The organism is Ralstonia pickettii (assembly GCF_000607165.1).
In the GTDB taxonomy this organism is placed as follows: domain Bacteria; phylum Pseudomonadota; class Gammaproteobacteria; order Burkholderiales; family Burkholderiaceae; genus Ralstonia; species Ralstonia holmesii.
Window position 1 is genome coordinate 446,600 of record NZ_JFZG01000004.1, and the last position, 20,126, is coordinate 466,725.

The window sequence follows — 20,126 nt, forward strand, 5'->3', positions numbered from 1 at the left end:
GTGCAATGCCCTCGAGAATCGAAGATTACGCGTTGATTGGCGATTGCGAAACCGCGGCACTGGTTTCGCGCGACGGGTCCATCGATTGGCTGTGCTGGCCGCGGTTCGATTCAGGCGCTTGTTTTGCCGCGCTGCTCGGCACGCCGGACCACGGCCGATGGCGCATCGCGCCACAAAGCGAGGCTCGTGCCACGCGCCGGCGCTACCTGCCTGGCACGCTCGTGCTGGAAACCGTATTCGAGACCGACACCGGTTCCGCCAGCGTGACCGACCTGATGACCGCCCGCCTGCCGGGCCCCGCCGGCGCCCGGGACGACACCTCGGACCTCATCCGTATCGTGCGGGGGCTCTCCGGCACCGTCGACATGCGCATGGACCTCACGCTGCGGTTCGACTACGGCACGTCGATACCGTGGGTCAGCCGCGTGTCCGAAGTCACGGGGGCGCCGGCTGACGGCCCGTGCGACATGTCCGATTGCGTGCTCCGGGCCGTGGCCGGACCCAACATGACGACGCTGCGCACCCCTGCCCCGATCCGTGGCGAGAACCTCTCCACCGTGGCGGATTTCACCGTGCGCGAAGGTGAAGCGTTGCCATTTGTGCTCACGCATTCGCCCTCGCATCTGCCATTACCGGCATCGATTGATGCGCTTGAAGCCCAGATCGACATCGAGGCGCGCTGGCGTGCGTGGTCTGGCCGCTGCCACGGTGCAGGCCAATGGACAGAAGCCGTCGAACGCTCGCTCATCACGCTCAAGGCACTGACGTATCACCGCACCGGCGGCGTCGTGGCCGCCCCCACAACGTCGCTGCCTGAACAGCTCGGCGGCGTGCGCAACTGGGACTACCGCTACTGCTGGCTGCGTGACGCCACCCTCACGCTGCTCGCGCTCATGAACGCGGGCTACTACAACGAGGCACGCTCCTGGCGACAATGGCTCGAACGCGCAATCGCCGGCAGCCCGGCACAGGTGCAGATCATGTATGGCATTGCCGGCGAACGGCGCCTGGGCGAGTGGACTGTTCCCTGGCTCCCCGGCTATGAAGGCGCGCAACCCGTGCGCGTGGGCAACGCGGCCGCGATGCAACTCCAGCTCGACGTCTACGGCGAACTGATGGACGCCCTCTTCATCGCCCGCAAAGGCGGCCTGGATGGCGACGAAGCCTCGTGGCGCTTGCAGGTCGCGCTGATGACGCATCTGGAAAACATCTGGCAGACGCCCGACGAAGGCATCTGGGAGGTCCGTGGCCCCTCGCGCCATTTCACGCATTCCAAGGTCATGGCATGGGTCGCATTCGACCGCGCCGTCAAAACCATCGAGCAATTCAACGTGGATGGCCCTGTGGAGCGCTGGCGCGCCGTGCGCGATCGCATCCACGCGGAAGTCTGCGCCCACGGCTACAACGCCACGCGCGGCTGCTTCGTGCAGAGCTACGGTGGCGATGAGCTGGATGCCGCGCTTCTGATGCTGCCGCTCGTCGGCTTTCTGCCGGCGTCTGACCCGCGCATCCAGGGCACGGTCAAGGCCATCGAAGAAGACCTGCTCGTTGATGGCCTCGTGCGCCGCTACCGCACCGAAGCCGTAACCGATGGCCTGCCCCAGGGCGAAGGCGTATTTCTCGCCTGCAGCTTCTGGTATGTCGACAACCTCGTCATGCAAGGCCGCCAGGACGAGGCTCGCGCGCTCTTCACCAAGCTGCTGGCACTGCGCAACGACGTCGGCCTGCTGGCCGAAGAATACGACCCGCGCGTGAAACGGCTGGTTGGCAACTTCCCGCAAGCGTTTTCGCATATCGCGCTCGTGAATTCAGCACTGGCGCTATCTGCCGCGGCGGATCACGTCAGCCAGCGCACGGGCGAGCCAGCTCGACGCGCGGCTGACGAGCGGCCGAAGCCGGTAAAATAGCGGCCATGACCGAATCGACCGCATTCAGCCCTATGCCAGACGACGCAACCAGTGCTTCCGACAGCACCCTGCTGGGCCGCCCAGACAGTCCCTGCATCGGCATCTGCTCAACGCTCTTCGACGAGGTCTGCCAAGGCTGCGGGCGCACGCAGCTTGAGGTCAGCAACTGGGTGTTCATGACGGACGAAGAACGCAACACGGTCTGGACGCGCATCCTTGCCGAAGGCACCGCCCAGGGCTACAACCCAGATGGCAGCCGCAAGTAGGCGCAACGCATCAAACGCAAAAAACCCGGCCGAAGCCGGGTTTTTCATTGGTGCGGCACGCCCAGCCGATCAGGCCGTCTTCGCAGGATTGAGCTGCATCGCCTTGTACTCCAGGAACTCCTCCAGGCCGTACTTGCCGTTCTCGCGCCCGTGGCCGGACTGCTTGTAGCCGCCAAACGGCGCCTGCATGTTGAACGGCCCGCCGTTGATATTGACCTGCCCCGTGCGGATGCGCCGCGCCACACGAATCGCCCGCGCCTCGTCGCCCGACCACACGCCGCCGCCCAGGCCGTAGATGCTGTCGTTGGCAATGCGGACGGCCTCTTCCTCGTCGTCGTAGCAGATCACGGTCAGCACGGGGCCGAAGATTTCTTCGCGCGCCACGGTGTCAGTCGTCTTGACGTTACCGAGCACCGTCGGCTTGACAAAGAAACCAGTGGACAGGCCTTCCGGCGTCTCCGCTCCACCGGTAATGAGTTCGGCGCCCTCTTCCAAGCCCTTGCGGATGTAGCCCAGCACGCGGTCGCGCTGCACGGCAGAAATGAGCGGCCCGAGGCGCGTGTTTTCGTGCGCCGGATCGCCCGGCACGTACGCGGCGGCAAACTGCGCGGCCAGCGCCTTTACCTCGTCATACTTCGCGCGCGGCACCAGCATGCGTGTGTGCGCCGAGCACGTTTGCCCAGAGTTCAGGAAACACGCCGACAACGTGCCCTTGACCGCCGATGCCAGGTCCGCATCATCCAGGATCACCGAGGCCGACTTGCCGCCCAGCTCCAGCGCCACGCGCTTGACCGACTGCGATGCCAGTTCGGCCACGCGCTTACCTGCACGCGTCGAGCCCGTGAACGACACCATGTCGACATCCGGATCACTTGCGAGCACCTCGCCCACCACCGGGCCATAACCCGTGACAAGGTTGAACACGCCCGGCGGCAGACCGGCTTCTTCAATGACTTCCGCCAGCACGAAGGCGTTGAGCGGCGCCACTTCCGACGGCTTGAGCACCACCGTGCAACCGGCCGCCAGCGCGGGTGCGACCTTCAGCGTGATCTGATTGAGTGGGTAGTTCCACGGCGTGATGGCGCCCACCACACCCACCGGCTCGCGCACCACCAGCGAATTGCCAACGTGCTCTTCAAATTCAAACGTGCTGAGCAGCTTGGCGAAATTGCCCCAGTTATAGACTGGGCCGCCCACCTGGATGGCGCGCGCCAGCTTGATCGGCATGCCGACTTCGCCGGCAATCAACTGCGCCAGCTCTTCGCTGCGGGCCTGCAGGCCGTCGGCAATCTTCTGGATGTATTCGGCGCGCTTGGCCACGGGCGTGGCAGCCCAGTCATCAAATGCGGCGCGCGCCGCTGCCACGGCGGCTTCCGCATCGGCCGCGCTGCCTTCGGGAATGGTTCCCATCACGGCTTCAGTGGCCGAATGAATCACTTCAATGACGCCCTTGCCCTGCGGCGCCACCCACTTGCCATTGATGAAAAGCTTGTCGCGTTGCTGCATCGTTGGTCGTCTCGCTCTGGTGGATGCGCGATTTGCGCGTTGTGCTATCCGGGTTGCGACTGAGGCCCACGTCACCCCCGGGCGGTTATGATCGGTCTATTGTAGAGCCAGCAGAGCGCGCGCTGCAGACGCGCCGGCCGAGGGAGACAGCATGACCACCACCATCTACCAGAAGACCGAAAAAGGTCAGGACGAGATCCGCACACGTGCGAATCACCTTGACCAGCGTCACCGCGCGGTCCTTCTGATGATCAACGGCGAAAAAACCTGCGACGACATCCTCGTCCAGCTGCAACCTCTGGGCATGACGCAAGCCGTGTTCGACGAGCTCGAGAACGCCGGGTATATCCGTACGCACGCGCCCGGAGCCACGACTGTGAAGGCGGCACCGGCCACCGCATCTGCGGCAACGGCAGAGGCGGCGTCCCCCGCATCTGCAGCCACTTCAAAAGAGCCGGCCGCCGAAGGCTATCAACGCCTCTACCGCTTCTATACCGAAACCATCAGCCGGTATCTCGGCCTGCGCGGCTATCTGCTTGAGATGAAAGTGGAGAAAGCGGGCAACATCGCCGAACTCGTCGCCCTGCGCGACACGCTCAAGACCGCGCTCAGCAAAACACGCGGCGAGCCCGAGACCAGCAACGTGATCGCCCAGCTTGATCTGCTGATCGACGAGGCAACAGGCTGAGAGCAACGCATCCTGGCTTGCATAAAAGGCGGTCGCGTGAGCCGCCTTTTTTGTCGAGCGCCGTTGAATGCGAGCGTCCATCAGATTTTGAGATCACCGCGTCGCGGAATGGGAAAACTTCATTACCATGGCGAATCCCATTCGCGTGCTTCATGGCAGAGGACCGCCCATGCCCATCGATATCCGAGCCCTTCGTTACTTCGTCGAAACCGCGCGGCTGCAGAGCTTCACGCAGGCGGCGAGTTCGCTCTCGGTGACACAGTCCACCATCAGCAAGATGGTGCGTCAGTTGGAAAACGAGGTTGGGCAGCCGCTGCTGATTCGCGAAGGCAGGCAGGTGCGGCTCACCGACGTGGGCCGTGTCGTGTACGCGCGCGGCCAGGAAACGCTCGGTGTGGTGCACAGGCTGACGCTTGAAGTGGCTGACCTGTCTTCGCTTGGACGGGGCGAACTCACGGTCGGCATCCCTCCGATGGTGAACCTGTTCTTCTCGCCCGTCGTAAGCGCATTTCGGCAGCGTTATCCCAATCTGGCGCTGAACCTGGCCGAGTACGGCGGCAAGACAGTGGAACAGCAGGTGGCCAACGGCGAACTGGAGGTCGGCGCCACGGTTCTGCCCGGCGACAGCGGCCTCGAACTCGCTACGCGGCAGTTTGCAAAGTATCCGATCTGGGTGGTGGGACCGCGCAAAGCGAAATGGGCCAAGGGCAAGACCGTCAGCCTCTCGGCACTGCGAGACGAACCGCTGCTGTTGCTGGCTGAAGATTTCTCGCTCACGCGCAAGCTGCGGCAGGCCTTTCTTGAAGCCCGCATCGAGCCGCACATCGCTGCACAGAGCGGGCACTGGGAATTCCTCGCCTCGATGGCGGCTGCGGGACTGGGCACGACTTTCTTGCCACAGCCGCTGGTGGCCAACCTTGCGAACCGCGACAAGCTGGCCGTGGCACGCCTGACCGCTCCCGACATGGATTGGGCGCTTGCGCACCTGTGGTCGCCGGGCCGCTATCTTTCCCACGCCGCCCGTGCGTGGCTCGCGACGTGCGAGGAAGTGCTGGGCGCCTGAGTAGCGGCGCCCACGCCTCAAGCGCTGAGAACGGGTTCCGGAAGCAGGTTCTCATCCGTAGAACCTGCCGGGGCCATCGAACCCTGATCGCGAAAGCGCACATGCCAGGCCAGCGCCTCTTCCAGCAGATGCGGGGTATGCCCGCCGCGCCGCTGCGCGCGCACAACGTAGTCGCGCAGCAGCTCGCGGTAGCGAGGATCAGCACAGTTGCCGATGATCTGGACAGCACGCTCACGCGGCGCCAGCCCTCGCAGATCGGCCAACCCATGTTCGGTGACGATGATGTCGACGTCGTGCTCGGTGTGGTCCACATGCGAGACCATCGGAACGATGCTCGAAATATCGCCGTCCTTGGCCAACGACTTGGTCACGAAAACCGACAGATGCGCGTTGCGCGCAAAGTCGCCCGAGCCTCCGATGCCGTTCATCATGTGCGTGCCGCCCACGTGCGTCGAATTGACGTTACCGTAGATATCGCATTCCAGCGCGGTATTGATGGTGATCAGACCCAGCCGGCGGATCACTTCCGGGTGGTTGCTGATCTCCTGCGGCCGCAGAACCACGCGCGTCTTGTAGCGCTCAAGTTCCGTCAGGAACCGCTTGTAGACCGGGCGCGACAGCGTGATCGACGAAGCCGAGGCAAACGCCAGCTTGCCCGAGTCGAGCAGCTCGATGGAGCTGTCCTGCAAGACCTCCGAATACATCTTGAGGTCATGGAACGGCGAGTCGATGAAGCCATGCAGGACGGCGTTGGAGATGGTTCCGATACCCGCCTGCAGCGGCTGCAGCGTGGGCGAGAGACGGCCCGTGCGCACCTCGCGCGCCAGGAACGCATTCAGGTGCCCGGCGATGGCGTTGGTCTCGGCATCGGGCGGCAACACGTTGGACGGGCTGTCATCCTGCCCCGTGATGACGATGGCCGCGATCTTGCGCGGATCGATCGGGATATACGGCAGGCCGATGCGTTGCTCCGGTGCAATGAGCGGAATCGGCTGACGATGGGGCCGCTGCACCGGGAAGAAGATGTCGTGCAGTCCTTCCAGATTGGCGGGCATGTTCAGGTTGATCTCGACGATCACCTGTTTCGCCAGCACCGCAAAACTTGCGGAATTGCCCACCGACGTGGTCGGCACGATGCCGCCGTTCTCGGTGATGGCCGTGGCTTCGACAACCGCCACATCCAGCGGTGCAATCTGCCGTGAACGCAACTGCTCGACGGTTTCCGACAGGTGCTGGTCAATGAACATGACCTCGCCTGCGTTGATCTTGCGCCGTAGCGTGGCATCGGCCTGGAACGGCAGGCGGCGGGCAATCACATCGGCTTCGGCCAGCACCTTGTCGATGTCGTTGCCCAGCGAGGCACCGGTCATCAAGGTAATACGCAGCGGCTCGTGCGCAGCACGCCGGGCCAGGGCAAACGGCACGGCTTTGCAGTCGCCGGCACGGGTGAAACCGCTCATGCCGACCGTCATGCCATCGCGGATCACGGCTGCGGCTTCGTCCGCAGACACCACTTTGTCCAACAGGGATTGCAACCGAATGCGGCCGCCGATATCAGAGGTCATTTCGTCTCCTGGGTACTTCGCCGGGCCTGCGTTTGGCGCTTCTTGGTGTGATGCGTGACGCCTCGTCCGCAGGTCTCGGCCTGTTCACTGTGATATGCAGCCCAGTGTAGCGACGGCAATGAATTCCGATGGCGATAAAAAATCATGGAATCCAGTCGGTTTTTTCATAAATGGCCGACTTTGGTGGCGCGTCTGCCGCTTGCGGTGAACACCAAAAGCAAAGGGCCGCACATGGGCGGCCCGTAGTTACAGCAAAGAATCGATGCTCACCATACGCGGCATCAAAGCTGTGCGTAGTCCTCGCTCGGCGGCACGTCGGTCAGGGCTCCGGGAAACGCGCGAGCTTGGCGGCATTTTTCGGCACCGGATACTGCGCCACGTTCATTTCCATGGCGAGCAGCGTGTAGTAACCGCAAATGCCGGTCATGTCTACGATGCCCTTGTTGCCGAACCGCTTTTCCGCCCGGGCATAGGTCCCGTCGGCCACGCGCTTGTTGCGGATCAGTTCGGTCGTGAAGTCATAGACGATCTCCTCGTCCTCACTCATGCCAGTGGGGCGGCGGCCATCGGCAATCGCATCGGCAATACTCGGTTTGATGCCGGCCTTCAGGGCGATCGGATGGTGCACGTACCACTCGTAATCCTGGCTCCACTCCCGCGCAGTGACGAGGATAACCATTTCGCTCAACGTGTTGCCAATGGCGGAGTGATATCGCAGATAGTCGCCCATTGCCCGGGTCTGGCTCATCACCTCCGGGCTATGCATCAGTGGCTCGAAAGGCCCGAATACAGGCACCTTGCGCGCAGCCTGAAAGTCTTGCGCTGCCTTGGCCTGTTCGGCGTCGTATTTGTCCGGCGGAATGGTTGGCAGGCGCTCTGCTGCGTGCGCAGACGTCATCAGCACCAGTGCGGCTGTCGACAGTAACCTCAGTACGTTTTTCAACGCGAGTCTCCTCATATGTTTTGATTGTTCTTTGCTGGCGCTGAACGCAGCGGCAGGGATGCAGGTGTGGCGTTCGGCCAAGGCATTCTGGAATCGGGAGGAGGTACTGTCAACGCAGCCTTGGTGAGCGGCACGTGCAGGCCAGATCAGGATCGGACAACGCGCGTTCGCCTTGCAAAGCCCGCCGCAAAAAAAGAGGCCGCACATCGGCGGCCCCTTGGTTACGGCTGAAGATCGGCGCTCAGACTTCGACGCCCTGGCTCTGCAGGTATTCGTCGTAGGTGCCGAGGTAGTCGGTCAGCGTGCCGTTCGGGCGCACTTCGATCACGCGCGTAGCCAGCGCGCTAATCAATTCGCGGTCATGCGACACGAAGATCAGCGTGCCTTCGTACTTGTCCAGCGCGATCTGCAGCGACTCAATGGATTCCATGTCCATGTGGTTGGTCGGCTCGTCCAGTGCCAGAACGTTGTGACGGCCCAGCATCAGCTTGCCCCAGATCATGCGGCCCTTCTCGCCACCGGAAAGCACCTTCACGCTCTTCTTGATGTCGTCGGCCGAGAACAGCAAGCGGCCCATCGTGCCACGCAGCGATTGGTCGTCGTCGCCGGCCTGCGTCCACTGGCTCATCCAGTCCATCAGGTCGCGGTCTTCGGGGAATTCTTCGTAGGTGTCCTGCGGCATGTAGCCGACATTGGCGTTCTCGGCCCACTTGACGGCGCCGCCGTCGACCTCGATGCCGCGCTGTACGCCGGTCTTCACAGCGCCGTTCAGCAGGCAGCGCAGCAGCGTGGTCTTGCCCGCGCCGTTCTCACCGATGATGGCAATCCGCTCGCCCGCGCGCACGGCCATGGTCAGGCCATCGAAAATCTTGCGGTCGTACGTCTTGCGTGCGTTGTCGGTTTCCACCGCCAGGTTGTGCAGCTTCTTCTCCATCTCGAAACGGACGAAGGGGTTCTGGCGCGACGACGGTTTGATGTCTTCCACCTTGATCTTGTCGATCATCTTCAGGCGCGACGTGGCCTGGCGGGCCTTGGACTTGTTGGCCGAGAAGCGGCGCACGAAGTCCTGCAGGTCGGAGATGCGTTCCTTGGCCCGCGCGTTGGCAGCCTGCAGGCGTTCACGCGCCTGCATGGAGGCTTCCATGTAGTCGTCGTAATTGCCCGGGTAGACCTTGAGCGTGCCGTAGTCCATGTCGGCCATGTGCGTGCAGACCGAGTTCAGGAAGTGGCGATCGTGGGAAATGATGATCATGGTGGAATTGCGCTCGTTGAGCACCGATTCCAGCCAGCGGATCGTGTTGATGTCGAGGTTGTTGGTCGGCTCGTCCAGCAGCAGCACGTCCGGGTTCGAGAACAGCGCCTGCGCCAGCAGCACGCGCAGCTTCCAGCCGGGCGCGACGTTGCTCATCGTGCCGTTGTGCTGGTCGGTCGGAATGCCCACGCCCATCAGCAGTTCACCCGCACGCGATTCGGCGGTGTAGCCGTCGTATTCGGCGTACTTGGCCTCCAGGTCGGCGGCCTTCATGTAGTCGTCGTCGGTCGCTTCCGGGTTCGCGTAGATGGCATCGCGCTCCTGCGCGGCGGCCCACATTTCGGTGTGGCCCATCATCACCACGTCCAGCACGCGCATGTCTTCATAGGCGAACTGGTCCTGGCGCAGCTTGCCCAGGCGCACGCCCGGTTCCAGGATCACGTTGCCCGCGCTTGGCTCCAGATCGCCGCCCAGGATCTTCATGAAGGTCGACTTGCCGCAGCCGTTGGCGCCGATCAGGCCATAGCGATTGCCCTCGCCAAACTTGACCGAGATGTTCTCGAACAAGGGCTTGGGCCCGAACTGCATGGTGATGTTGGCGGTGGAAAGCACGTGGAAACCTTGATTTGGAAAGCGATGATCTGGCGCGGCAAGCACTTGGCCGTTCGCCATTTGGGGAACCGAATATTTTACCACCCGGACGTGACCGGGATGGCCGGGGGCTATGCCTTCAGTGTCGGATACCCCGACAAGTGCAGCGTAAAGCCCGTGGCGTCGACATCCAGCTCGGCCTGTGCGCCAATCGGCAGCGTCGCCTTGGTCGGACAATGGCCGAATGGCAAGCCTGTGACGACCGGAATCGACAGGCGTTCGGCCAAGTAATCACGCATGGCGTCGAAATCGTAGCCGGCGTCGTACGGCGTGGTGCGATAGCCAGAAAAATCGCCCAGTACCAGCGCCTGCTGGGCATCGAGCACGCCGGCCTGCTGCAATTGCAGCAGCATGCGTTCCACGCGGTACGGATGCTCGTTGATGTCCTCAACAAACAATATGCCGTCGCGAATCTCGGGCAGATACGGCGTGCCGATCAGGCTGCACAGCATGGCCAGATTGCCGCCCCAGAGCGTACCGGCAATGCGCCCGGGCCGCGCGCAGCCACTGGGTTGAGGCACATCCACGCGCAACGCATAGGTGGGGCTGCGCAAAATGCCCCAGAAGTGCTCGACCATGAACGGGTCGACCTTCTCCAGTCCGAAGTCCGAACACAGGTGCGGGCCGGCAAACGTCACGCCGCCCGTGGCCGCCAGGTACGCCAATGAGAACACGGTGAAATCGCTGTGGCCAACGATGATGGCGTCAGTGGCCTGCGCGCGACGACCGATGTCGATGAAGTCGATATGGTCCAGCAGGCGCGTGAGGCCGTAACCGCCGCGGATCGCCATGGCGATTTCCTGACCGCTGCCCGCGCCGATCTGGTTCAGGTCAGCCAACCGTGCGAGTTCACCACCGGCAAAACGCTGATGCTGCCGGCTCAGGCACTCTCGGTTGACGACCGTGCAGCCCTGCGCTTCCAGCGCCGCCACACCGCGCTCGGCGATGGCCGCATCGTTCGGATAACCGGAAGGCGCAATCAGGCGGACAGTGGTCATGTGGCGGATTCGTCAGGTTCGGTGGGAGCCAGGCGCGCCGCACGTTGACTGGCTCGGCGCTCGGCGAAGAAGGCGCGCAGCATATCGCCGCATTCCTGCGCGAGCACGCTGCCGGTGATGGCGGTCTGGTGGTTCAGCCGCGTTTCTGCAAACAGGTCGAGGATGCTGCCGGCGGCGCCCGTCTTGGGGTCCGGCGCGCCATACACGACGCGCGCCACGCGAGCATGCAGCATGGCGCCGGCGCACATCACGCAGGGCTCCAGCGTCACGAAGACTTCGCAGTCGGGCAGGCGGTAGTTGCCGAGATGTTCAGCGGCTTGGCGCAGGGCGCGCATCTCGGCATGCGCAGAGGGGTCATGCGTGCCGATCGGGGCGTTGTAACCGACCCCAACGATCTCATTGCCGCGCACGACCACAGCACCCACCGGTACTTCGCCCTGCCCCCACGCGAACTTGGCCTGCACGAGGGCCTGCTGCATCCAGTAGCCGTCACGCTCGTGGGCGGACATGTCGGCAGGCGGCGCGAGAACGTGGGACGTCGTCATGCGTGCGGGGAAGATCGTCAATCCTGCTCGTGCGGGCGCGCGAGTTTCACGTCGGCCCAGCAGTTCGGGGTTTCGTACAGCACGAGCTTGGACAGGCGCAGATGGTGCCCGAACGTGTTGCGGAACACGGGCTCTAGAATGTCGAACGCAACCTGTGCGAGGTTCTCGACGGTGGGCACGTCATTCAGCACGACGGTCTTGTGACCGCCTTCCATATCGTTCAGGAATTCGACCAGCTTGGTATCGCCGCGATAGACGAGGAAAGCGTGGTCCCACAGGTCGACGAGATGCTTGTTGGCGAGCTGTTTGACGTCGCCGAAGTCGAGGATCATGCCGTCGTCGGCAGCCTTGTCGTTGTGCAGGACTTCGCCGGTGAGCGTGAGTTCGAGCTGGTAGCGATGCCCGTGCAGGTTGCGGCACTGGCCGACATGGCCTGGGATGCGGTGGCCGGCGTCGAATTCGAGCCGGCGCGTGATGGAAACGGTCTTGGTCATGGAGCAAGGTGGCGGCAGCAGGCGCCGCGAAACGGCTGGAACCGGCAGAAAACCGGGGACAAAGTGCTGCGGCCCGCCTTAGCGGATGCCCAGCATCTTATGGGTTTGCAGCGACAGGCGCCAGCGCGGCCGGCGCTGGCACAGCTCAACGGCGAGCGCCGTATTCTGCCGGGCAAGCGGGCCGTCCATGGCCTGCAGGAAGAAATGCTGGAAATCCAGCCGTTCGTATGCGTCGAGGTCCTGTCCGTCTTGCGGAATCACCACTTTCAGCTCGTCGCCGCGCGTGACGACGAGTTCAGAGCCCATCTTGGGGCTCACGCACACCCAGTCGATGCCTTCCGGCACGGCGATGGTGCCGTTGGTCTCGATGGCGATTTCGAAGCCGCGTGCGTGCAGCGCGTCGATCAGAGGTTTGTCGAGTTGCAGCAGCGGCTCGCCGCCGGTGCAGATGACGAGCGGCTTGCCGCCCGCGGCGTTGGCTGGCCATTCGGCGGCAACGGTATCGGCAAGTGCATCGGCAGTGGTGTATTTGCCGCCTTGTGTGCCGTCCGTGCCGACGAAATCGGTGTCACAGAATTGGCAGACGGCAGTGGCGCGATCGGCTTCGCGCCCACTCCAGAGATTGCAGCCGGCAAAGCGGCAGAAGACAGCTGCACGGCCGGTGTTGGCACCTTCGCCTTGCAGCGTGTAGAAAATTTCCTTAACGGCGTAAGTCATGTCTGAACGGTGGCATTCACAGGAGAACGCCGCAAAATCGACGCCATTCCCGCGCAAACCGTACCAGTGCCCACTAGTGATTAACCCGATATTGTTTCACAAATCGGGCTGTTACGCCGCCCTACCCGCAGAAGGACGTCAGCGTCACAAAGGAAAAAGCGCCCTCTGGCGTGAGCCATGCCGCAAAAATGAAGGCGGCGCCGGCCGCCGCCAGTGCCCACGCCGTCCATCGTTTGAGCTGCGCGTTCATGCCGGTTGCGCCACCGGCGTGCGCGCGAGTTGGCGATCGTCGATCGGCCAGTGCAGCAGCGCGGCCACCACGCCGAGCGCCATCGCGCCAAACCAAATCGCGTCGTAGGAATGCAGGTGGTCGTACACCACGCCGCCCAACCATACGCCCAGGAACGCGCCGATCTGGTGGCCAAGGAACACGAAACCGAACAGCGTGCCGATATAGCGCACCCCGAACACCTGCGACAGCAGCCCGTTTGTCAGCGGCACCGTGCCCAACCATAGCAGGCCCATCACGATGGCAAACGCATACAGGGTTGCCGGCGACAGCGGCAGCAGGATGAACAGCGCAATCGCCGCCGTGCGAATCAGGTACAGGAGCGAGAGCAGATACTTGCGCCGGAACAGCCCGCCCAGCGCGCCGCAATAATACGTGCCGACGATGTTGGCGGCGGCAATCAGCGCCAGTGCGACCATGCCGTGTCGGCCGGTGAGCCCTTTGTCGAGCAGGTACGCCGGCATGTGCGCACCGATGAAGGCGAGCTGGAAGCCGCACGTCAGAAAACCGAGATTCAGCAGCCAGAAACCGCGGTGAGAAAAGGCCTCGCAAATGGCCGCGCCCATGCTCTGGTGCGCTTCCTGTGCGGCGGCAGTCGAGATTTTTTCGCGCAACGGCGTGGCCAGCGGCACGAACATCGCCATGACCACAGCCATGACCACCAGCGCCGTCACCCAGCCGACCGTGCTCAGCAAGCCCTGTGCGGTCGGCACCATCACGAACTGGCCGACACCGCCCACCGCACCGGCCACGCCCAGCGCCCAACTGCGCCGCTCAGGGGGCGTCAATCGGCTGATTGCGCCATACACAACGCCGAACGACGTGCCTGACAGCCCCAACCCGATCAGCCCGCCCGCCGACAGCGTGAAACCCAGCGGCGTGCCGGCATGTGCCATCAGCAGCAAACCGAGCGCATACGCCACGATGCCCGCAACGACCACTTTGGCTGCCCCGTAGCGGTCAGCCAGCATGCCCGCAAATGGCTGGGCTGCACCCCAGATGAGGTTCTGCAACGCGATCGCCAGGCCGAAGGTTTCGCGTGTCCAGCCGTGATCCATGGTGACCGGCACGAGGAAGAGGCCTTGCACGTGGCGAATGCCCAGCGCAAGGCCGATCACCGCCCCGCCGGCCAGTACCGGCAACCAGGGCGATTGGGTGAGAGATTTCGATGTCATGAGCGTTTTTTCTCCGATGTGACTGACATTCCCGCTTTGCAAGCGTGCTCAATGTGCATTTGGCTGGAATGTCGCCTGATGGCTTATTAAATTTCGCCATATCCTGCTTCTCAACTGACCTTTGAGAACGCCTTGCATGAGGAAAACGCATGTCGACTCCCCTGGTTAGGTTGGCCTCCCTGGACTTGCTGCGCGGTTTCGTGGCGGTGGGCCGGCGCATGAGCATCACGCTCGCGGCCGATGACCTGTGCCTGACGCAATCCGCCGTGAGCCGGCAGGTGTCGGCGCTGGAAGAGGCGTTGGGCGTGAAGCTGCTGGTGCGCGGGCACCGTTCGATCGCGTTCACGCCCGAGGGTGAACGCCTGTTCCGCAGCGCCGACAGCGCCGTGCAGCAGTTGCAGGACGCCATTGGCGCCCTCCGCGTGGCGGCCGAACGCCGGCCGGTCACGATCACGGCCAGCATCGGCGTCACAGGCTTGTGGCTGCTGCCGCGCTTGGCGCGCTTCCAACAGCAGTACCCCGACATCGACGTGCGCGTGGCCACCAACAACCGCCTCGTCGACCTGAAGAACGAAGGCATCGAGCTTGCCATCCGGTATTGCCCACCGGGCGATGCACCGCCCGGCGCAATCCGGCTGTTTGGGGAAACCGTTGCGCCGGTCGCGCATCCGTCGCTGGGGCTGCGCTCGCTGGATTCCGCCGAGGCGCTTGCCGGCCTGACGCTGCTCGATTTTGACGACCGAGACCTGCGCCGCCCGTGGCTCCAGTGGACCGACTGGCTGGCCGCCGCCGGCTGGAGTCACGCCAAACCGCGCACCGTGCTGCGCTTCAACCAGCACGACCAGATCATCCATGCGACGGTGGCCGGTCGGGGCATCGCCCTCGGGCGCCTGGAACTGATCGCCCCGCTGTTGGCCGACGGCCGTCTGGTCACCATACCGACTATCGCGCCTGGGGTGCGCAACACGCATGCGTACTGGCTGATCCAGTCCGAGCCGAACCCGCGCCGCGATGTGCGCGATGTGGCCGCCTGGATTTGCTCGGAGGCAGCCACCCAGGCTACACATGCGTCTGGCGCATCCGAACTTGCGTGACACGCCGCGCAACTTCGCCCAGGACCGCGACATTTACACGCCCGAGGCCGCGGCCAAAGAACTGACGGCGCTCGGCTTGCCTGCCGACGCCATCCTGACGCAGGCGCAGTCCGACACCAGCAAGCCCCGCCTGCGCGAACAAACGCACATCGCGCAGATTCGTGGCATCTTTGGCGCTCCCACGTTCTTTGTTGGCGACGCGATGTTCTGGCGCAATGACCGCCTGGACGATGCGCTCGCCTGTGCCGCAGCATTGCAGTCCAGCCCCCATCCACTTCACACCGGATAGACCATGGCAACCCAGATCGAAAAAGCTCACGCCTTCCGCGCGCTGCACGAGCGCAGCGGCACCTTCGTGATCCCCAACCCGTGGGACCGGGGCTCGGCCCGGCTGCTGGCGTCGCTCGGCTTCGAAGCATTGACCAGCACCAGCGCGGGCTTCGCGTTCTCGCGCGGGCAGCCGGACTATGGCGTCGGCCGCGACACCATCCTCGCGCATGTGGCCGACCTGGCTGCTGCCACGGATGTGCCCATGGCTGCCGATCTGGAAAACGGTTTTGCCGATGAGCCGGAAACGGTAGCAGAGACGATCCGCCTGGCAGGCGCCACCGGCATCGTCGGCGGCTCGATTGAGGACGCCACGGGCCGCGCAGATGCGCCGATCTATTCGCTAGAGGCATCGGTGGAACGCGTGCGCGCTGCGGTGGAGGCTGCGCGCTCGCTGCCGTTTCCGTTCACGCTCACTGCGCGCGCCGAAAACTTCCTGCACGGCCGCAACGACCTTGCCGACACGATCCGCCGCCTGCAAGCCTTCCAGGACGCCGGCGCCGACGTGCTCTACGCTCCGGGCCTGAAAACGCGCGACGAGATCGCCACGGTGCTGCGCGAGATCGATCGCCCACTCAATGTGCTGATGGGCTTTGCCGACGGCAACCTGAGCGTGGCCGAACTGGCCGAACTGGGCGTCAAGCGCATCAGTGTGGGCGCCACGCTGGCACGGGTGGCCATGGGTGCGTTCCAGCGTGCGGCGGAAGAACTGCGCACCGCCGGCACGTTCAACTTTGCGCACGATGCCGCCAGCGGGGCCAAGCTCAACGGCCTCTTTGCGCAGTTCGCCTGACGCTCGCCGCTAAACAAAAGCAATCAACCATGGTGCCCTCCCCAACCCACGCCAAACCGCCCGGCGGCCTGCGCCAGATTCCCGCCGGCATCTGGGTGCTCGGCTGCGTTAGCCTGCTGATGGACATCGCCTCCGAGATGATCCACAGCCTGCTGCCGCTGTTCATGGTGTCGGTGCTGGGGGCAAGTGCCTTGTCGGTCGGACTGATCGAGGGCTTGGGCGAATCGACCGCGCTCATCGTCAAGATATTCTCCGGCACGCTGAGCGACTACCTCGGCAAGCGCAAGGGCTTGGCGGTCTTCGGCTATGCGCTCGGCGCACTGTCCAAGCCGTTGTTCGCCATGGCGCCCACGGCGGGCATTGTATTGACAGCACGCCTGCTGGACCGTGTCGGCAAGGGTATCCGCGGTGCGCCGCGCGATGCGCTGGTCGCCGACATTGCTCCGCCTGCGCTGCGCGGCGCGGCCTTCGGGCTGCGGCAGGCGCTCGATACCGTGGGCGCGTTTCTGGGGCCGCTTCTGGCCGTCGGGCTGATGCTGCTGTGGGCCGATGATTTCCGCGCCGTGTTCTGGGTGGCCGTGGTGCCTGGGCTGTTATCCGTAGCGCTGCTGATGTTTGGCCTGCGCGAGCCAGAGACCCACAACGGCGCCCGCCGCACCAATCCGATCCGCCGTGCCAACCTCCAGCGGCTGAACAGCGCGTACTGGTGGGTGGTGATGATCGGCGCGGTCTTCACCCTGGCACGCTTTTCAGAGGCCTTCCTGGTCCTGCGTGCCCAGCAGGGCGGCATTCCGGTCGCACTGGTGCCGCTGGTCATGGTGGCGATGAACGTCGTCTATGCGCTGGCGGCGTATCCGTTCGGCAAGCTCTCAGACCGCATGAGCCATACAAAGCTCCTGGCGCTCGGGCTGGTGGTCTTGATTGCCGCCGATGTGGTGCTTGGTCTGTCCGCCCATTGGAGCGTGGTCGTCGTGGGCGTGGCGTTGTGGGGCGTGCACATGGGCATCACGCAGGGCTTGCTGGCAACCATGGTCGCCGATACTGCACCGGCCGATTTGCGCGGCACCGCATACGGCATGTTCAACCTGGTAAGCGGACTGGCCATGTTGGGCGCCAGCGTTCTGGCCGGGCTGCTGTGGGACAAGCTGGGCGCAGCCGCAACGTTCCACGCGGGGGCGTTATTCTGCGTGCTGGCGTTGGGGCTGCTGGCGATACGAGGGAAGTCTTCGGGGCCGATCACGTAACGTTCGGCTGCACCCTGAACCAGTCCACCAGAAAATCCAACATCGCCCGCAGCGCCGCCGGCATCTGCCTGCGCGAGCTGTACACGCCATGAATGCCCAGCGCCTGCGGCGCGTGCTCAGGCAACAAGCGCACGAGTTGCCCGCTGGCGATCAGCGGTGCGGCCGCAAACACCGGCTGTAACGCAATGCCCGCGCCCTCTCGTGCCGCTGTCAGTAACACCATCGACTCATTCGCACTCAGATTGCCGCCCACCGGCACATCCGACGGGGCACCCGTCTTCGCATCCGTGAACTTCCACAGGCTTTTGCCGAAGTACGAATACGTCAGGCAGTTGTGAACGGCCAAGTCCTCCACGCGCCGCGGTGTGCCATGCGCGGCCAGGTACGACGGTGCCGCTACCACGACCGATTCGCACACGCCCAGCGGGCGCGCAATCAGGTTCGGGTCAAGGTCATTGGTAATGCGCACGGCCAGGTCGATGCGCTCTTCCACAAGGTTGATGGTGCGATTGTCGACCACCAGATCGACCGCCGTTTGCGGATAGCGCCGCAGGTAACCTGTCACCGCTGCACTCAAGATCTGCTGCGCCAGGGATTGCGCACAGGCAATGCGCAGGAGCCCGCGCGGCGAATCGGCTTCGGGGCCATCCGCCACGGCCATCTGTGAAGCGATTTCCAGCATCTGGCGGCAGCGCGCGAGCGTGGCTTCACCGGCCGGCGTCAGGCCGATGCGGCGCGTGGTCCGATGCAGCAGCCGCGCGCCGGACCAGGCCTCCATCTGCGCCAGATAACGCGTGACCATCGCGCGAGACATGTCGAGCCCTTCGGCGGCGCCGCTCAGACTGCCGCGCTCGACGATCGCCACAAACACTTCGGCAGACGTAATGCGATCCATATTTGATCGATTGGCGAAACAAATATGCGCATCTTAGGTGGTTTTTTGATCGAATCAAGCAACCTACAGTAGCGGCATCGCACTCACCACATCCAACTGGAGAAACTCGATGCCCCTGCTCCGCACCCTGCTTGCCGCCGCCCTTGCCACAGCCGGCCTGATTGCCCACGCCGGCGCACCGGCGCCACTGCACCTTGATGTCTACAACCCTGGCGACAAGGGCATCTTCCCCGTGTCGTCGGAAATCATCGCCGGCGCACACGAGGCCATCCTGATCGACGCGCAATTCCAGCGCAGCGACGCGCAAGCGCTCGTGCAGAAACTCAAGGCCAGCGGCAAGACGCTTACCACCGTCTACATCAGCCATAGCGATCCGGATTATTACTTCGGGCTGGATGTCATCCGCGCGGCATTCCCGAAGGCGAAGATCGTGGCCACGCCGCAAACGGTGGCCGCCATCAAGGCATCGATGGACGGCAAGCTGGCCTACTGGGGCCCGATCCTGAAAGACAATGCGCCCAAGGCGCTCGTGCTGCCCGAAGTGCTGCACGCCAACCACCTGACGCTGGAAGGCCGCGCCATCGAGATCAAAGGCCTGAACGGCCCGAACCCGGCACGCACGTATCTGTGGATTCCCTCCATCGAGACCGTGGCCGGCGGCGTGGTGGTCTTCAACGGCGATCACGTATGGGTGGCCGACACGCAGACGCGCGAATCGCGCCTGGGCTGGCTGCAGACGCTCGACAGCATCGAGGCGCTCCACCCGACGACGGTGGTGCCCGGGCACTTCACCGGGGCAATGCCCAAGGGGCTGGAGGCAGTGCGCTTTACGGCGGATTACCTGAAGACCTTCGAGGTACAGGCCGCGAAGGCCGACAATTCGGCAGCGCTGGTCAAGGCGATGAAGGCTGCGTACCCGACGCTGGCCGGCGATGCATCGCTGGACTTGAGCGCCAAGGTCATCAAGGGCGAAATGAAGTGGCCGCAGTAAGCTGGCCCGTCACATGGAAAACAACATGACGACGTTGCATTACATCTACGACCCGTTGTGCGGCTGGTGCTACGGCGCCGCGCCGCTGGTGGAAGCCGCACGGACCGTGCCCGGCCTGACGATCGCATTCCACGGCGGTGGGATGCTCGCCGGCCCGAATCGCCGCGCAGTCACGCCGCAGTGGCGCGACTACGTGATGCCGCACGACCACCGCATCGCAGAATTGACCGGCCAACCCTTTGGCCAGCCCTACTTTGAAGGCCTGTTGCGCGACACGACGGCCGTGATGGATTCGGAGCCGCCCATTACCGCCGTGCTCGCGGCGCAAGCGCTTGGCGGCTGCGGGCTGGACATGATCCACCGCATCCAGCGCGCGCATTACGAAGAAGGCCGACGCATTGCCGACGTGCCTGTACTGCGCGAGCTGGCCGCGGAGATCGGCCTATCGCCCGAAGCATTCGATGCGGGATACGCGCAGCAAGCCGGCAGCCCGACGCAGAAGCACATCGCGCAAAGCCGGCAGTGGCTCGATCGTGTCGGTGGTCAGGGTTTTCCGACGTTTGCGCTGGAAGATGCGGAAGGCCAGCTCGGCATCATCGATATCGGCCCGTGGCTTGGCAACCCGGAGCACTGGGCACAAGCATTGACCCAGCACATCGGCGCGCCGGCCCCGGCCAGCGAAGCCGATGGCCCTGTCTGCGGCCCGGACGGTTGCGCTTGACG

20 protein-coding genes and 1 pseudogene are annotated in these 20,126 nt (G+C 64.1%); 10 read left to right on the plus strand and 11 right to left on the minus strand.

Annotated elements, in window-relative coordinates; translation table 11 throughout:
• Nucleotides 1-5: 5 nt before the first annotated feature.
• Nucleotides 6-1,907 carry a glycoside hydrolase family 15 protein gene (locus tag BG83_RS27625; RefSeq protein WP_051541447.1) on the plus strand — a complete coding sequence of 634 codons (1,902 nt, stop codon included), beginning with the start codon at nucleotides 6-8 and terminating at the stop codon, nucleotides 1,905-1,907.
• 5 nt (nucleotides 1,908-1,912) lie between these two features.
• Nucleotides 1,913-2,173 (plus strand): DUF1289 domain-containing protein, encoded by a 261-nt coding sequence (locus BG83_RS0105165; protein WP_024975718.1) that lies wholly within the window; start codon nucleotides 1,913-1,915, stop codon nucleotides 2,171-2,173.
• 69 nt (nucleotides 2,174-2,242) lie between these two features.
• Here BG83_RS0105165 and BG83_RS0105170 read toward each other — a convergent pair whose 3' ends face one another.
• A complete protein-coding gene (locus BG83_RS0105170; protein ID WP_024975719.1) occupies nucleotides 2,243-3,679 on the minus strand; it encodes an aldehyde dehydrogenase family protein in 1,437 nt (478 codons plus the stop codon).
• Nucleotides 3,680-3,830: 151 nt separating this feature from the next.
• On the opposite strand from BG83_RS0105170, the gene BG83_RS0105175 reads away from it, so the two are divergent.
• Together BG83_RS0105175 and BG83_RS0105180 are read left to right on the plus strand one after the other, a co-directional pair.
• Complete coding sequence (locus BG83_RS0105175) at nucleotides 3,831-4,367, plus strand: hypothetical protein (RefSeq protein ID WP_024975720.1); 537 nt, start codon at nucleotides 3,831-3,833, stop codon at nucleotides 4,365-4,367.
• Nucleotides 4,368-4,536: 169 nt separating this feature from the next.
• Nucleotides 4,537-5,430 carry a LysR family transcriptional regulator gene (locus tag BG83_RS0105180; RefSeq protein ID WP_024975721.1) on the plus strand — a complete coding sequence of 298 codons (894 nt, stop codon included), beginning with the start codon at nucleotides 4,537-4,539 and terminating at the stop codon, nucleotides 5,428-5,430.
• 17 nt (nucleotides 5,431-5,447) lie between these two features.
• Here the strand turns inward: BG83_RS0105180 and BG83_RS0105185 are convergent, their stop codons facing one another.
• The 9 genes from BG83_RS0105185 to BG83_RS0105225 form a co-directional block, all read right to left on the minus strand.
• Nucleotides 5,448-6,995 carry an acetyl-CoA hydrolase/transferase family protein gene (locus BG83_RS0105185; RefSeq protein ID WP_024975722.1) on the minus strand — a complete coding sequence of 516 codons (1,548 nt, stop codon included), beginning with the start codon at nucleotides 6,993-6,995 and terminating at the stop codon, nucleotides 5,448-5,450.
• Nucleotides 6,996-7,314: 319 nt separating this feature from the next.
• Nucleotides 7,315-7,938, minus strand: a complete 624-nt coding sequence (locus BG83_RS0105190) for a carboxymuconolactone decarboxylase family protein (RefSeq protein WP_024975723.1) — start codon at nucleotides 7,936-7,938, stop codon at nucleotides 7,315-7,317.
• Nucleotides 7,939-8,179: 241 nt separating this feature from the next.
• On the minus strand, nucleotides 8,180-9,802 hold the full coding sequence (locus BG83_RS0105195) for an ABC-F family ATPase (RefSeq protein ID WP_024975724.1): 1,623 nt from the start codon (nucleotides 9,800-9,802) through the stop codon (nucleotides 8,180-8,182).
• 110 nt (nucleotides 9,803-9,912) lie between these two features.
• Nucleotides 9,913-10,839: a muramoyltetrapeptide carboxypeptidase gene (ldcA, locus tag BG83_RS0105200; RefSeq protein WP_024975725.1), complete on the minus strand. Its 927-nt coding sequence runs from the start codon at nucleotides 10,837-10,839 to the stop codon at nucleotides 9,913-9,915.
• The gene (gene tadA, locus BG83_RS0105205) at nucleotides 10,836-11,384 is read right to left on the minus strand and encodes a tRNA adenosine(34) deaminase TadA (protein ID WP_024975726.1); all 549 of its coding nucleotides are present in this window, start codon (nucleotides 11,382-11,384) and stop codon (nucleotides 10,836-10,838) included. The genes ldcA and tadA overlap by 4 nt, the downstream gene beginning before the upstream one ends.
• A 17-nt stretch (nucleotides 11,385-11,401) precedes the next feature.
• On the minus strand, nucleotides 11,402-11,878 hold the full coding sequence (gene queD / locus BG83_RS0105210; RefSeq protein WP_024975727.1) for a 6-carboxytetrahydropterin synthase QueD: 477 nt from the start codon (nucleotides 11,876-11,878) through the stop codon (nucleotides 11,402-11,404).
• Between the two features lie 78 nt (nucleotides 11,879-11,956).
• Nucleotides 11,957-12,595 (minus strand): 7-carboxy-7-deazaguanine synthase, encoded by a 639-nt coding sequence (gene queE / locus BG83_RS0105215; protein WP_024975728.1) that lies wholly within the window; start codon nucleotides 12,593-12,595, stop codon nucleotides 11,957-11,959.
• Between the two features lie 121 nt (nucleotides 12,596-12,716).
• Nucleotides 12,717-12,845 (minus strand): hypothetical protein, encoded by a 129-nt coding sequence (locus BG83_RS30030; RefSeq protein WP_268747331.1) that lies wholly within the window; start codon nucleotides 12,843-12,845, stop codon nucleotides 12,717-12,719.
• Nucleotides 12,842-14,059, minus strand: a complete 1,218-nt coding sequence (locus BG83_RS0105225) for an MFS transporter (protein WP_024975729.1) — start codon at nucleotides 14,057-14,059, stop codon at nucleotides 12,842-12,844. The genes BG83_RS30030 and BG83_RS0105225 overlap by 4 nt, the downstream gene beginning before the upstream one ends.
• Before the next feature lie 149 nt (nucleotides 14,060-14,208).
• Between BG83_RS0105225 and BG83_RS0105230 the strand changes: the two genes are divergently transcribed.
• From BG83_RS0105230 to BG83_RS0105245, 4 genes and pseudogenes are all read left to right on the plus strand, one after another.
• Nucleotides 14,209-15,153 carry a LysR substrate-binding domain-containing protein gene (locus tag BG83_RS0105230; RefSeq protein WP_024975730.1) on the plus strand — a complete coding sequence of 315 codons (945 nt, stop codon included), beginning with the start codon at nucleotides 14,209-14,211 and terminating at the stop codon, nucleotides 15,151-15,153.
• A gap of 7 nt (nucleotides 15,154-15,160) precedes the next feature.
• Nucleotides 15,161-15,442: pseudogene (locus BG83_RS0105235) on the plus strand (DsbA family protein); the annotation flags it as partial.
• A gap of 3 nt (nucleotides 15,443-15,445) precedes the next feature.
• The gene (locus tag BG83_RS0105240; RefSeq protein ID WP_024975732.1) at nucleotides 15,446-16,273 is read left to right on the plus strand and encodes an isocitrate lyase/PEP mutase family protein; all 828 of its coding nucleotides are present in this window, start codon (nucleotides 15,446-15,448) and stop codon (nucleotides 16,271-16,273) included.
• 29 nt (nucleotides 16,274-16,302) lie between these two features.
• Entirely contained in the window at nucleotides 16,303-17,517 is a 1,215-nt protein-coding gene (locus BG83_RS0105245) for an MFS transporter (protein ID WP_024975733.1), read from the plus strand.
• Here the strand turns inward: BG83_RS0105245 and BG83_RS0105250 are convergent.
• Nucleotides 17,510-18,412 (minus strand): LysR family transcriptional regulator, encoded by a 903-nt coding sequence (locus tag BG83_RS0105250; protein WP_024975734.1) that lies wholly within the window; start codon nucleotides 18,410-18,412, stop codon nucleotides 17,510-17,512. The genes BG83_RS0105245 and BG83_RS0105250 overlap by 8 nt on opposite strands.
• 109 nt (nucleotides 18,413-18,521) lie before the next feature.
• On the opposite strand from BG83_RS0105250, the gene BG83_RS0105255 reads away from it, so the two are divergent.
• Together BG83_RS0105255 and BG83_RS0105260 are read left to right on the plus strand one after the other, a co-directional pair.
• Complete coding sequence (locus tag BG83_RS0105255; protein ID WP_024975735.1) at nucleotides 18,522-19,403, plus strand: MBL fold metallo-hydrolase; 882 nt, start codon at nucleotides 18,522-18,524, stop codon at nucleotides 19,401-19,403.
• Between the two features lie 25 nt (nucleotides 19,404-19,428).
• Nucleotides 19,429-20,124, plus strand: a complete 696-nt coding sequence (locus BG83_RS0105260) for a DsbA family protein (protein ID WP_024975736.1) — start codon at nucleotides 19,429-19,431, stop codon at nucleotides 20,122-20,124.
• Nucleotides 20,125-20,126 lie beyond the last annotated feature (2 nt).